Source organism: Streptomyces sp. 2323.1 (genome assembly GCF_900221035.1).
GTDB lineage: Bacteria > Actinomycetota > Actinomycetes > Streptomycetales > Streptomycetaceae > Streptomyces > Streptomyces sioyaensis.
In genome coordinates, this window is sequence record NZ_LT907981.1 from 6,734,927 (window position 1) to 6,748,309 (window position 13,383).

The following is a 13,383-nucleotide window of genomic DNA, read 5'->3' on the forward strand; positions in this document are numbered from 1 at the left end:
TCGTTGCTCCGCAGGTGCGGGGCGACTAGGTTCCACACCGGTCCGTATCCGACAGTTCGACATCCGAGGTGACGTAGGCGTGGCTCTTCCGCCCCTTACCCCTGAACAGCGCGCAGCCGCGCTCGAGAAGGCCGCCGCGGCTCGCCGGGAGCGCGCCGAGGTCAAGAATCGGCTCAAGCACTCCGGTGCTTCCCTCCATGAGGTCATCAAGCAGGGCCAGGAGAACGACGTCATCGGCAAGATGAAGGTCTCCGCCCTCTTGGAGTCCCTGCCGGGCGTCGGCAAGGTCCGCGCCAAGCAGATCATGGAACGGCTCGGCATCTCCGAGAGCCGCCGAGTCCGGGGTCTTGGCTCCAACCAGATCGCGTCGCTGGAGCGCGAGTTCGGCAGTACCGCTTCCTGAATTTTCCGGCACTACCGGGAAGCTGGAATAATCGCTGCATGAGTTCTGCAGTCTCCCGGGGGACGACCCCCGAGCCCCCGGCCAGACAACCGCGGCTGACCGTGCTCTCCGGCCCCTCCGGGGTCGGTAAGAGCACGGTCGTCGCGCATATGCGCAAGGTCCACCCCGAGGTCTGGCTCTCGGTTTCGGCCACGACCCGCAAGCCGCGCCCCGGGGAGCGGCACGGCGTGCAGTACTTCTTCGTCGACGACGTGGAATTCGACAAGCTGATCGCCAACGGCGAGCTGCTCGAATGGGCCGAATTCGCCGGCAACCGCTACGGCACCCCCCGCAAGGCGGTGCTGGACCGGCTGGAGGCCGGCGAGCCGGTCCTGCTGGAGATCGATCTGCAGGGCGCCCGCCAGGTCCGCGAGTCCATGGCGGAGGCCGAGCTGGTCTTCCTGGCCCCGCCGAGCTGGGACGAGCTGGTCCGCCGGCTCACCGGCCGGGGCACGGAGGCACCGGAGGTCATCGAACGCCGGCTGGCCGCCGCCAGGGTCGAGCTGGCAGCGGAGAAAGAGTTCGATGTGACGCTTGTCAACACCTCCGTCGAGGACGTCAGCCGCGAGCTGCTAGCCTTGATGCTGCATCGATCCGAGGAGCGGAACACCAGCGGCTGACCCCGCCGAGCTTCACCGGCCCCGGATCGTCCACGACTTTGCGCCATTCCGTACGACCAGGCGCAAGACCCAGGCTTCATCCCCTTTCGGAAGGCAGAGAGTGTCCTCTTCCATCACTGCACCCGAGGGCATCATCAACCCGCCCATTGATGAGCTTCTCGAGGCCACCGATTCGAAGTACAGCCTCGTGATCTACGCCGCCAAGCGCGCGCGCCAGATCAACGCGTACTACTCGCAGCTCGGCGAGGGCCTGCTGGAGTACGTCGGCCCCCTCGTGGACACCCACGTCCACGAGAAGCCCCTGTCGATCGCGCTGCGCGAGATCAACGCGGGTCTGCTGACCTCCGAGGCCATCGAGGGCCCCGCGCAGTAGGCAGCACAGCAGCACGTTCATCGAGGCCCGGCGGCGCGTCCGCCGGGCCCTTGGTGTGTCATAGGGGCATACAGGCACACGGACCGAGCCCGGGGAGCGGCGAAGCGATGGACAAGCGGGAGCGGGAGCGGCCCAGGGTCGTCCTGGGGGTCAGTGGCGGGATCGCCGCGTACAAGGCGTGCGAGCTGCTGCGGCGGCTGACCGAGTCCGGACACGACGTACGGGTCGTGCCGACCGCCTCGGCGCTGCACTTCGTCGGCGAGGCCACCTGGTCGGCGCTGTCCGGCAACCCGGCCGGCACCGAGGTCTGGGAGTCCGTCCACGAGGTCCCGCACGTCCGCATCGGCCAGGCCGCCGATCTCGTCGTGGTCGCCCCGGCCACCGCCGACATGCTGGCCAAGGCCGCGCACGGCCTCGCCGACGATCTGCTGACGAACACGCTGCTCACCGCGCGATGTCCGGTGATCTTCGCCCCGGCGATGCACACCGAGATGTGGGAGAACCCCGCCACCCAGGAGAACGTCGCCACCCTGCGCCGCCGCGGCGCGCTCGTCATCGAGCCCGCGGTCGGCCGGCTGACCGGTGTCGACACCGGCAAGGGCCGCCTGCCCGACCCGGCCGAGATCTTCGACTTCTGCCGCCGGGTGCTGGCCCGCGGCCCGCGGGCGGCGGAGCAGGATCTCGCCGGCCGCCATGTGGTGGTCAGCGCGGGCGGCACCCGGGAGCCGCTGGACCCCGTCCGCTATCTGGGCAACCGTTCCTCGGGCAAGCAGGGCTACGCGCTCGCCCGCACCGCGGTGGCCCGCGGCGCCCGGGTCACCCTCGTCGCCGGCAACACCGAGCTGCCCGATCCGGCCGGCGTCGACGTGATCCGCATCGGCACGGCCCGGCAGCTGCACGAGGCCGTGCTGAAGGCCGCCGCGGAGGCCGATGCGGTGGTCATGGCCGCCGCCGTGGCCGATTTCCGGCCCGCCGTCTACACCACCGGCAAGATCAAGAAGATCGACGGCCGGGAGCCGGAGCCGGTAACTCTAGTGAGGAATCCAGACATTCTGGCGGAGCTCTCCGGGGAGCGGGCCCGCCCGGGCCAGGTCGTGGTCGGCTTTGCCGCCGAGACCGACGACGTGCTCGCCAACGGTCGCGCCAAACTCGCCCGCAAGGGCTGTGACCTGCTGGTCGTCAACGAGGTCGGGGAGCACAAGGCCTTCGGCTCGGCCGGGAACGAAGCGGTGATCCTGGCGGCCGACGGCACCGAGACCCCGGTTCCGTACGGACCCAAGGAAGACCTGGCCGATACGGTCTGGGATCTGGTGGCTCCGCGCCTGGCCGATACCGAACGCTGAGACGCGTATCCGGCCTCCGGAATCACACCTTCGGCCGTACAAAATCGGGCGTGTCCCCTTGACCCGCCCCATTCTCAAGGTGATCGTCCTACCGTGAGTCGCGGTGTCCCAGGTCACGAGGGGTCCATAAATCGAGACTGCGTGTCCGAACGCCGCATACGACCGATAAACTGGCGAGTGGATCGGGCCGAGCGCAGCTCTCGGCCCTTCCGCCAATGATCAGCCAGCAGCCGCTGCAACCCCAGGGAGCGATGTGTCCCGCCGCCTCTTCACCTCGGAGTCCGTCACCGAGGGCCACCCCGACAAGATCGCTGACCAGATCAGCGACACCATCCTCGACGCTCTCCTCAAGGAGGACCCGACCTCCCGGGTCGCCGTGGAGACGTTGATCACCACCGGCCTGGTGCACGTGGCCGGCGAGGTGACCACGAAGGCGTACGCCGACATCCCCAACCTCGTCCGCAACAAGATCCTGGACATCGGTTACGACTCCTCCAAGAAGGGCTTCGACGGCGCTTCCTGTGGCGTCTCGGTGTCCATCGGTGCGCAGTCCCCGGACATTGCCCAGGGTGTCGACACCGCGTACGAGAACCGCGTCGAGGGCGACGACGACGAGCTGGACAAGCAGGGCGCGGGCGACCAGGGCCTGATGTTCGGCTACGCCTGCGACGAGACCCCGGAGCTGATGCCGCTCCCGATCAACCTCGCGCACCGGCTCTCCAAGCGCCTCTCCGAGGTCCGCAAGAACGGCACCATCCCCTACCTCCGCCCCGACGGCAAGACCCAGGTCACCATCGAGTACGACGGCCACAAGGCCGTCCGCCTCGACACCGTCGTGGTCTCCTCGCAGCACGCCAGCGACATCGACCTCGACTCGCTGCTGGCGCCCGACATCCGCGAGTTCGTCGTCGAGCACGTCCTCAACCAGCTCGTCGAGGACGGCATCAAGCTGGACACCGACGGCTACCGGCTGCTGGTCAACCCGACCGGCCGCTTCGAGATCGGCGGCCCGATGGGTGACGCCGGCCTCACCGGCCGCAAGATCATCATCGACACCTACGGCGGCATGGCCCGCCACGGCGGCGGTGCCTTCTCCGGCAAGGACCCGTCCAAGGTCGACCGCTCGGCCGCCTATGCAATGCGCTGGGTCGCCAAGAACGTCGTCGCCGCCGGCCTCGCGGCCCGCTGCGAGGTTCAGGTCGCCTACGCCATCGGCAAGGCCGAGCCGGTCGGTCTCTTCGTCGAGACCTTCGGCACCGCCACCGTCGACACCGACAAGATCGAGCAGGCCATCGGCGAGGTCTTCGACCTCCGCCCGGCCGCCATCATCCGCGACCTCGATCTGCTCCGCCCGGTCTACGCCCAGACCGCCGCGTACGGCCACTTCGGCCGTGAGCTGGACGACTTCACCTGGGAGCGCACGGACCGTGTGGAGGCGCTGAAGCAGGCCGCCGGACTGTAAGTCCCCTGCCTCCTATGAGGCGACCACGGCCCCGGACCGCCAGGCGGTCCGGGGCCGTCGGCTTGTCCACAGCCGCCGGTCGTTGTCCGTGCCGTCTGCTAAGACTGATGCTGTGAGCAGGGAGAACGGGCGACCGGAGGCGGGGGCGTCGGATGCGGGCGAGCAGTTGGCCCTCATCCGCGAGGCCGTGCGGGAGAACAAGGCCGGGCGCGCGAAGCCGAGGACCTGGCGGGGCGCCGAGCTCGCGGCACAGCTGCCGGTGGCGCGGGTGCTGGTCGACAAGGGTCTGGTGCACCTCGACCGGTATTTCGACTATGCGGTGCCCGCGGCGATGGACGACGAGGCGCAGCCCGGGGTGCGGGTGCGGGTGCGGTTCGGCGCGGGGGAGAAGGGCGGTCGGCGCGAGGGCGGCAAGCTGGTCAGCGGATTCATCGTGGAACGGGTCGCGGAGAGCGACTACCGCGGGGTGCTGGCGCCGATCGCCCAGGTGCTGTCGTCGGAGCGGGTGCTGACGCCGGAGCTGTTGGGGCTGTGCCGGGCGGTCGCGGACCGCTATGCCGGCTCGCTCGCCGATGTGGTGCAGCTGGCGGTCCCGCCGCGGCGGGCGCGGGCCGAGGCCAAGCCCTCGCCCGACCCGCAGCCGCCCAACGCGCCACCGGAGCCGGGAAGTTGGGAGCGGTACGGCGCGGGCCCCGGGTTTTTGACGGCGCTGACACGCGGGGACGCCCCGCGGGCCGTGTGGACCGCGCTGCCCGGGGCGACCTGGCCGCAGGAGCTGGCGCGAGCGGTCGCCGCGGCGCTCGCGGGCGAGCGTGGCGCGCTGGTGGTGGTGCCGGACGGGCGGGCCGCGGCGCGGGTGGATGCGGCGCTCGGCGAGCTGATCGGGACGGGCCGGCATGTGCTGCTCACCGCCGATGCCGGACCGGAGGAGCGCTATCGCCGCTGGCTGGCGGTGAGCCGTGGCGCGGTGCGGGCCGTGGTCGGGACGCGCGCGGCGATGTTCGCTCCGGTCGCCGATCTGGGTCTGGTCGCCCTCTGGGACGACGGGGACGCCAGCCACAGCGATCCCCATGCGCCCCAGCCGCATGCCCGCGAGGTCCTCATCCAGCGGTCGGTCAATGAGCGCGCCGGCTTCCTGCTGGGCGGGCTGAGCTGCACCGTCGAGGCGGCGCAGCTGGTCGAGACCGGCTGGGCGCGACCGCTGGCCGCCGAGCGCGAGCAGGTGCGGGCCGCGGCGCCCCTGGTGCGGACGGTCAGCGACGGTGACGAGGCGCGGGACGCCGCCGCGCGGGCCGCCCGGCTGCCGACGATGGCCTGGCAGCTGGTGCGGGAGGGACTGCAGCGCGGGCCGGTGCTCGTCCAGGTGCCGCGCCGCGGATATGCGCCCCGGCTGTCGTGCGAACGGTGCCGTACGCCCGCGCGCTGCCGGTCCTGCGCGGGCCCGCTGGAGTCGCAGCACGCGGGCGATCTGGTCTGTGCGTGGTGCGGACGGCCGGAGCCCGACTGGCATTGCGGCGAGTGCGGTGGCGCGCGGCTGCGGGCCCGGATCGTGGGGGCGCGGCGCACGGCGGAGGAGCTGGGCCGGGTCTTCCCTGCGGTACCGGTGCGCACCTCGGGGCGGGACCATGTGCTGGCGACGGTGCCGGACGCCCCCGCGCTCGTGGTGAGCACACCGGGCGCGGAGCCGGTGGCCGAGGGCGAGGGGTATGCAGCCGCACTGCTGCTGGACGGCTGGGCGCTGCTCGGCCGGCCGGATCTGCGGGCCGGGGAGGAGGCGCTGCGCCGCTGGCTGGGCGCCGCCGGGCTGGTCCGCGGTCAGGTGGCAGGGGGCACGGTCGCGGTGATCGCGGAACCGACGCTGCGGCCGGTGCAGGCGCTGGTCCGCTGGGATCCGGTCGGCCATGCGGTCCGCGAGCTGGCCGAGCGGGCCGAGCTGGGCTTCCCCCCGGTGTCGCGGATGGCCTCCGTGACCGGCCGGCCCGAGGATGTCACCGATCTGCTGCGATCCGCCGAACTCCCCGCCGGAGCCGAGGTGTTGGGCCCCGTACCCCTTCCGGTACCGGACCCCGGTCGCCCGCGCCGGCCGGGCGACCCGCCGGCCGGCGAGCAGTGGGAGCGCGCGCTGGTACGCGTCCGCCCCGGCCAGGGCGCGGCGCTCGCCGCGGCGCTCAAGGCCGCCCGCGCGGCCCGGATGGTCAAGCGGGAGGGGGAGGCCGTACGGGTCCGGATCGATCCGCCGGATCTCGGGTGACACGGCTCGGTGCGGGGGAGGGGGTGTGCGCTGCCGGGGCGTCGAGCCGCCATGCAGCGGGGCCGTCCCGCCCCGTCGTACGGCAGCCATGCCATGTCCGGCACGGCCCGACCCGACACATCCCGGTCCAGACATGGCGCCGCCCCGGGACCGGTGTCGGCGGGCGGTCCCGGGGCGCTGGCGGGCGGCGCGTGGGCGTGGGGGCGCCCGAGGGGGGAGTGGTTCAGCCGTTGCGGGGGCCGGGGAAGGCACCCGGGCGGGCGGGCTCGTCGCGGGAGGTGGCGGACGGCTGGGCGGGCAGGGAACGGGCGGCAGGTACGGCCGCCGAGCCGGGCAGGCCCGCCGCCATGGTCACCGGGCGGGGCGCGGAGGACTCGGGGGAACGTACCGCAGGCTCCGCGCCGTTGCTGTCCGCGGCGGGCTGGGCGGCGGCTCTGCGGCCACCGTAACGGCGGTGCACCGCCTGTTTGGTGACGCCGAGCGCCGAACCCACCGCGTCCCACGAGAAGCCCAGCGAACGGTCGAAGTCGACCGCGGCCGTGACGAGTGTTTCGACGCTGTCCCGCAACTCCTGGGCAAGGCGCACCGTCGGAGCGGGCGCGCGTCCGTAGACGACAAAGCCCGCGGAGGGGCCGGTGCGCCGCGGCCGGTAGACGTTGCCGAGCTGAGCGGTCAGCGTGCGCAGTGCGTCCACCTGCCGGCGCACCCGTTCGATGTCCCGCACCAGGAGATGCAGGCTGGCGCGCGCCTGGGCGTCGTGGGTTGCGTGGTCGGCCATGAGCAAGCCTCTCGAACCGGCGTGGAAAAGGAAGGATGTAAAGAGAGCGGGCCGCCAGGGCGGCCCGGTCTTCAGGTCAATGCTTTTTGACCAACGCGACAGCAGCGGCTCTGGTCACGGTATGGGGGCGTACGAGCTTCCGTACAAGGCGCGGGAATTCGTGTACGCCCCCTGGAACCGTCGCCCGTGGCCCGGGGGCCGGACCCATAGACTGGTGCGTCGTTCCGCTGCGTGTGAGAGGTAGTTCGCCACCCATGAGGCTTGTCTTCGCCGGCACCCCCGAGGTCGCCGTACCCGCCCTCGATGCCCTGATCGCCTCGGACCGGCACGAGGTCGTGGCCGTAGTGACCCGGCCCGACGCGCCCGCCGGACGCGGCCGGAAGCTGGTCGCCAGCCCCGTCGCGGAGCGGGCGGAGGAGGCCGGCATCGAGGTGCTCAAGCCCGTCCGGCCACGCGAGGAGGACTTCCTGGCGCGGCTGCGGGAGATCGCGCCGGACTGCTGCCCGGTGGTCGCCTACGGTGCGCTGCTGCCGAAGGCCGCGCTCGACATTCCCGCCCGGGGGTGGGTCAATCTGCACTTCTCGCTGCTGCCCGCATGGCGGGGCGCGGCGCCCGTGCAGCATGCGGTGCTCGCCGGCGACGAGGTGACCGGCGCCTCGACCTTCCAGATCGAGGAGGGTTTGGACTCCGGCCCGGTCTACGGGGTGCTGACCGAGCAGGTCCGGCCGACGGACACCAGCGGCGATCTGCTCACCCGGCTGGCGTTCGCCGGCTCCGGGCTGCTGGTGGCGACGATGGACGGCATCGAGGACGGCACGCTGCAGGCGGTGCCGCAGCCGGCCGAGGGTGTCACGCTCGCCCCGAAGATCGAGGTCGAGGACGCCAAGGTGGACTGGACGGCGCCCGCGCTGCGGGTCGACCGGGTCATCCGCGGCTGTGCGCCCGCGCCCGGTGCCTGGACGGTCTTCCGCGGCGAGCGGCTCAAGCTGATGTCGGCCGCCTCCGCGGCGGGGCACGACGAGTTGGCGCTGGCGCCCGGCGCACTCGCCGTCACCAAGAAGGCGGTGTACGTCGGTACGGGCAGCCACCCGCTCGAACTCGTCTGGGTGCAGCCGCAGGGCAAGAAGCCGATGAAGGCGGCCGACTGGGCGCGCGGGGTGCGTATCGAGGGCGGGGAGCGGCTGGGGGACTGAGGCCTGGTCCCCGCGCGGGCCGACGCTTCTCGTGCGTCGGGGCCCACGGGGGCACCTGGCCCGCGCCTGTCGTCCGCCCCGGGCTCGGCCTGCCCGTGCGCCCCGGTCCGCGCCCGTACTCGGCCCCGACCCGGGCTCGGCCTCCGCGTGCGCCCCGGCCCCGGCCCGGCGCTCCCTGCGCCCCGGCCTCCCCGCGCAGGTGGCCGGTCCGCCCGCGTAGGCTGGGACGGAACCCTCATCTCGTATCCGGAGCACCTTTTCTGTGAGCCAGCAGCCCCGTCGCCGCCCCAGCAAGCCCTACCGCCGCCCGCAGAAGGACCCGGTCCGCATCCTCGCGTTCGAGGCCTTGCGGGCCGTCGACGAGCGGGACGCCTACGCGAATCTGGTGCTGCCGCCGCTGCTGCGCAAGGCGCGCGAGCGCGAGGACTTCGACACCCGGGACGCGGCGCTGGCGACGGAGCTGGTGTACGGCTCGCTGCGGCGGCAGGGCACCTATGACGCGATCCTCGCGCAGTGTGTGGACCGCCCGCTGCGGGAGGTGGATCCGCCGGTCCTGGACGTGCTCACCCTCGGGGCGCACCAGCTGCTCGGTACCCGTATCCCGACGCACGCCGCGGTGAGCGCGAGCGTCGAGCTGGCCCGGGTGGTGCTGGGCGACGGGCGGGCGAAGTTCGTCAACGCCGTGCTGCGCAAGGTCGCGGCCCATGACCTCGACGGCTGGCTGGAGCGGGTCGCCCCGCCGTACGACGAGGACCCCGAGGAGCACCTCGGCATCGTGCATGCGCACCCCCGCTGGGTCGTCTCGGCGCTGTGGGACGCGCTCGGCGGCGGCCGGGCCGGCATCGAGGACCTGCTGGAGGCGGACAACGAACGCCCCGAGGTGACGCTGGTGGCCCGCCCCGGCCGGTCCACCACCGAGGAACTGCTGGCGGCGGCGGGCGAGGACAGTGCGCTGCCCGGACGCTGGTCCCCGTACGCGGTGCGGCTCGCGGAGGGCGGCGAGCCGGGCGCGCTGGACCCGGTGCGCGAGGGACGTGCCGGGGTGCAGGACGAGGGCAGCCAGCTCGTCGCCCTCGCACTGGCCAACGCGCCCGTCGAGGGCAGCGACCGCGCCTGGCTCGACGGCTGTGCGGGCCCCGGCGGCAAGGCGGCGCTGCTGGCGGCGCTGGCGGCGCAGCGCGGCGCCGCCCTGCTGGCCTCGGAGAAGCAGCCGCACCGCGCCCGGCTGGTGGCCCGCGCGCTCGACGGCAACCCGGGCCCGTACGCGGTCATCGCCGCCGACGGCACCCGCCCCGCCTGGCGGGCCGGAGCCTTCGACCGGGTGCTGGTGGACGTGCCGTGCACCGGTCTGGGCGCGCTGCGCCGGCGGCCGGAGGCGCGCTGGCGCCGCCGCCCCGATGACCTGGACGGCTTCGCCCCGCTCCAGCGCGAGCTGCTGCGGCAGGCGCTGGCGGCGGTACGGGTCGGCGGCGTCGTCGGCTATGCGACCTGCTCCCCGCACCCGGCCGAGACCCGGGCCGTGGTGGACGACGTCCTCAAGGGGCGGGGCGGCGCACCGGTGGCGGCGGAGTGGGTCGACGCCCGCCCCCTGATGCCGGACGTACCGGTCCTCGGCGACGGCCCGGACGTCCAGCTCTGGCCGCATCTGCACGGCACGGACGCGATGTACCTGGCGCTGCTGCGGCGTACGGGCTGAGCGCCCGGCACCCCCGAACGGCTCATCAGAACACCGGTGGCCCCGCCTCGATGCGGCGCAGTACTGGGGGCAGGCGGTCCAGGTCCGGGCCGGTCTGCACCTGTCGCTCGTCCCACCAGGTGGCGCCGGCGTCGTGCAGCGGACCGATCACATCCTTGGCCTTGGCCGCGTCCAGGGGCGTGGCACCGCCGAGCACGAAGTCGAAGGGGCGCTCGGACACGGGCCTTCGGTGTTTCCGCACATAGTCGATCAGATCCCGCACTTCGGCCACATCCGGTACGTGCCCATGCCGGGCGGTCTCGAAGAGCGGCACCGCGCCGTCCCACCGCGCTGCCCGCCGCATGGGCGGACGACGCGGCCAGAACCCGCCGATCCACACCGGTGGACAGGGCCGCTGCACGGTGGCGGGCAGCAGCGTCACGTCCCTGACCTCGTAGTGCCGGCCGTGGTGAGCCACCGGCTCGCCGGACCAGAAGCGCCTCAACAGCTCCAGCCCCTCGTCCAGCCGCTCGCCGAGGAGGCGCGGCTCCTCGGTGTCGCCGAAGCTGCCGTATTCGTCTTCGATCGGACCGCCCAGACCTGCTGCGAAGATCACCCGGCCGCCGCTGAGGTGGTCCAGGGTGGCTACCTGGCGGGCGAGCTGCTGCGGACGGTAACGGGGGACCGGCGTCAGCAGGGTGCCCAGTCGGATCCGGGAGGTCGCCAGCGCGGCCGCGGTCAGCAGCATCCAGGGGTCTCCGAAGGGGCGCCCCTGGTGTTGTCGATGCAGTACGTGGTCCCAGACGAAGAGCCCGTCCCAGCCGGCCTGTTCGGCGGCTTCCGCTACGGTCGCGACGTTGCGGGGGTCCGCGAAGTCGCCGAAGTTGGGAATGTTGATGGAGAAGCGCATCCCAGCAGGATGCGCAGCCGGCCGCGGAGGGGCAATCGGATTCCTGGCCAGGCAGCCGCACGGCAGGCCGCCACCTGACGAATGACGAGACCGCAGCGCCTGGGGAATGACGGCTCGGGGCCGGGGCCGGGGTGCCGTACCGGATTCGGCGTCGGGGGCGGCCGTTGGGGTGGGGCGGCCCCCGACGCCCCACCCCAACGGTCATCGGCTCAGCCCTTCAGCCGGGTGATCGTCGGCACGAGGTCTCCGTGTTCGGCGATACCGGCGGCCCAGAGGTCGGCGCTTCGGGGCACCGTGGTGAAGCCGCGGACGACGAGGCCCGGGGACGAAGCCGTGTCCCACTGCTTCTTCGGTCCGTTCCACCGCAGCGCGACGGACGCGGCGCCCTTGCCGCCGACGGCCCAGAGCTCGCCGTTCCGCGTCCGGCCGACGGCACGCAGCCGGCCGTCCGCCACGTCCGGCGTCTTGGCAGCCGTCCAGGCCGTGCCGTTCCAGTGCACGGCGTAGGGCCGTTCCGCGCCGCCGGACGTACTGCCGCCCACCGCCCAGACGTCATCGGCGCCGAACGCGGTGACCCCGCCGAGCCAGTTGTGGGATTCCTGCGGGCCGGGTGCGGTGATGCGCTTCCAGGCGGTGCCGTCCCAGTGCAGCAGCAGCGCCGTCTGCGGTGACGAGGCGTCGGTGGCGTACGCGGTGCCGACCGCCCAGATGTCGTCCGGGGCGACGGCCGTGACGCTGCTCAGTTCACCTTTGCCGACATCGGGCAGGGTCTGCCGGTGCCAGCTCTTGCCGTCCCACGACTGGATGGCCGGGACGCCGTCCTTGACCGACCGGTTCATCGCCCGGCCCACCGTCCACGCCTTCCCGTCGGAGGTCGTCGTCACCGCGTCGGGGACGACCCGGCCGCCGGGGTCCTTGGCCAGTTGGTAGGTGGTCCACTTGGTTCCGTCCCAGTGCACCGAGGCGCTGCCCACCGTCCAGATATCGGTGGCCGACCGGACGGCGAGGGCCTGCGGAAAGCTGTTGTCCGGCAGTGTGGACTCCTGGGTCCAGGACGTACCGTCCCAGCGCAGCGCGACGGCTTCGAGCGCGGTGGCACTCTTCAGCCGATAGCCGACGGCCCAGGCCTGCTTGTCGCTCAGAGCCGCTATCGCGGTCAGATCGCCCTTCGCCACGGGCACCGGTGTCGTGTGCCACTGGCCCGCGCGGGACGCCGAGGGCGCGGGGGCGGTGCCGGACGAGGCGGCTGCGGATGCGGCCGGTTCACCGTTCAGGCCGGTCACGACCAGCGCCCCGGTGACCAGGGTGGCGGCCAGCGCCGCCGGCACCAGCGGCACCCGGCCAAGACGCCGTCGGGACAGGGAGGTACGGGAGGGCATACGGAATTCCTTGTCTGATGGGGAATCAAGCCTGCGGGGGCGGGGGGCGCCGCCTGCTCTCTAGACCTTCGTCGTGAGGACGAAGTCGAAGGTGCCGGTGTAGCGGCCGCCCTCGGGGCCGGTGAGCGCGATGGTGCAGGCGCGATTGCGCAGCCGGTCGGCGGCGTTGAGGGCGGCGAAGTCCCGGCCGTAGGCCTGGGTGTCGTCGGGGAAGTACAGCTGGGTGACGAGCAGCGGGCCGCCGGACACCTGCACCTGGGTGTGGATGTGGGGCGCCCGTTGGCCCCAACGTCCCCAGTAGTCCCGGGGGATGATGGTCTTCAGGAGGTAGGCGCCCCGGCTGTCCGTGTACTGGTGACCGCGGAGCGAGAATCCCGCGGTGTCGTAGTCGCCGTTCTGATCGCACTGCCAGAATTCGATGAGCGTTTCGGGCAGCGGCTTGCAGGCGGTGTCGTAGACGACTCCGGAGAGGTCGAGCCGGACCCCGCGGACGGCCGGCGTGATCAGATCGCCCCGGGCGGGGGAGTTGGGCTTGAACAACGGGCCCTCGATGGACGCCGGGGTCTCCTGGCCCGAGCAGGCCGGGGTGACGGCGAGCGGGCGCGCCGCACTGCCTGACGTCGCTGGACGGCCCTTCTCCGCTGCCTCGGCCGCCGGGCCTGCCGAGGCAACCACGCTCGCCCCGATGGCCACGGCGGTCACGCCTGCGGACGTGGACTTGATGAAGGACCGCCTCGAACTTCCCTGCTCGTCGCCGCCTGCCCGTGACGGCGGTTGCGGGCCGCTCGCGGCCTCCGGGCTCGTATCGTCGGCGTAGCGCATGGCATCTCCTTGCCGGAAGAACTCGGTCATGAGGCACCCCATGGGGACGGGCCGACCTTGACGGCCGGCGTCAGGCCGGCGTCTGTGAGGAGGCCGACCGGCTGGCGGGGGCTGCCCTTGTGGGGGTCCGTGTGC

12 protein-coding genes are annotated in these 13,383 nt (G+C 72.8%); 8 read left to right on the forward strand and 4 right to left on the reverse strand.

Features of this window, described 5'->3' with window-relative positions; all coding sequences use genetic code 11:
- Window positions 1-79 precede the first annotated feature (79 nt).
- The 6 genes from CPH93_RS29095 (at window position 80) to CPH93_RS29120 (ending at window position 6,491) form a co-directional block, all read left to right on the forward strand.
- Window positions 80-403 (forward strand): integration host factor, encoded by a 324-nt coding sequence (locus CPH93_RS29095; RefSeq protein WP_006607450.1) that lies wholly within the window; start codon window positions 80-82, stop codon window positions 401-403.
- A 38-nt stretch (window positions 404-441) separates the two neighbouring features.
- Entirely contained in the window at window positions 442-1,062 is a 621-nt protein-coding gene (gmk, locus tag CPH93_RS29100; RefSeq protein WP_093482211.1) for a guanylate kinase, read from the forward strand.
- A gap of 100 nt (window positions 1,063-1,162) precedes the next feature.
- Window positions 1,163-1,435: a DNA-directed RNA polymerase subunit omega gene (rpoZ, locus tag CPH93_RS29105; protein WP_005319902.1), complete on the forward strand. Its 273-nt coding sequence runs from the start codon at window positions 1,163-1,165 to the stop codon at window positions 1,433-1,435.
- 107 nt (window positions 1,436-1,542) lie between these two features.
- Entirely contained in the window at window positions 1,543-2,778 is a 1,236-nt protein-coding gene (coaBC, locus tag CPH93_RS29110) for a bifunctional phosphopantothenoylcysteine decarboxylase/phosphopantothenate--cysteine ligase CoaBC (protein ID WP_093482210.1), read from the forward strand.
- A gap of 253 nt (window positions 2,779-3,031) precedes the next feature.
- The gene (gene metK / locus CPH93_RS29115; RefSeq protein ID WP_093482209.1) at window positions 3,032-4,240 is read left to right on the forward strand and encodes a methionine adenosyltransferase; all 1,209 of its coding nucleotides are present in this window, start codon (window positions 3,032-3,034) and stop codon (window positions 4,238-4,240) included.
- 112 nt (window positions 4,241-4,352) lie between these two features.
- Window positions 4,353-6,491 (forward strand): primosomal protein N', encoded by a 2,139-nt coding sequence (locus CPH93_RS29120; RefSeq protein ID WP_096214508.1) that lies wholly within the window; start codon window positions 4,353-4,355, stop codon window positions 6,489-6,491.
- A gap of 223 nt (window positions 6,492-6,714) precedes the next feature.
- On the opposite strand, the gene CPH93_RS29125 is transcribed toward CPH93_RS29120, so the two are convergent.
- On the reverse strand, window positions 6,715-7,269 hold the full coding sequence (locus tag CPH93_RS29125; RefSeq protein ID WP_006607444.1) for a hypothetical protein: 555 nt from the start codon (window positions 7,267-7,269) through the stop codon (window positions 6,715-6,717).
- A gap of 254 nt (window positions 7,270-7,523) precedes the next feature.
- Between CPH93_RS29125 and fmt the strand changes: the two genes are divergently transcribed.
- Window positions 7,524-8,462, forward strand: a complete 939-nt coding sequence (fmt, locus tag CPH93_RS29130) for a methionyl-tRNA formyltransferase (RefSeq protein WP_096214509.1) — start codon at window positions 7,524-7,526, stop codon at window positions 8,460-8,462.
- A 262-nt stretch (window positions 8,463-8,724) separates the two neighbouring features.
- Window positions 8,725-10,158: an RsmB/NOP family class I SAM-dependent RNA methyltransferase gene (locus CPH93_RS29135; protein WP_096214510.1), complete on the forward strand. Its 1,434-nt coding sequence runs from the start codon at window positions 8,725-8,727 to the stop codon at window positions 10,156-10,158.
- 25 nt (window positions 10,159-10,183) lie between these two features.
- Here CPH93_RS29135 and CPH93_RS29140 read toward each other — a convergent pair whose 3' ends face one another.
- The 3 genes from CPH93_RS29140 to CPH93_RS29150 all read right to left on the reverse strand — a co-directional run bounded on the left by CPH93_RS29140 (window position 10,184) and on the right by CPH93_RS29150 (window position 13,248).
- Entirely contained in the window at window positions 10,184-11,047 is an 864-nt protein-coding gene (locus CPH93_RS29140; RefSeq protein WP_096214511.1) for an LLM class flavin-dependent oxidoreductase, read from the reverse strand.
- Window positions 11,048-11,256: 209 nt separating this feature from the next.
- A complete protein-coding gene (locus CPH93_RS29145; protein WP_096214512.1) occupies window positions 11,257-12,426 on the reverse strand; it encodes a hypothetical protein in 1,170 nt (389 codons plus the stop codon).
- A 60-nt stretch (window positions 12,427-12,486) separates the two neighbouring features.
- Entirely contained in the window at window positions 12,487-13,248 is a 762-nt protein-coding gene (locus CPH93_RS29150) for a dioxygenase family protein (RefSeq protein ID WP_096214513.1), read from the reverse strand.
- Window positions 13,249-13,383: the final 135 nt, after the last annotated feature.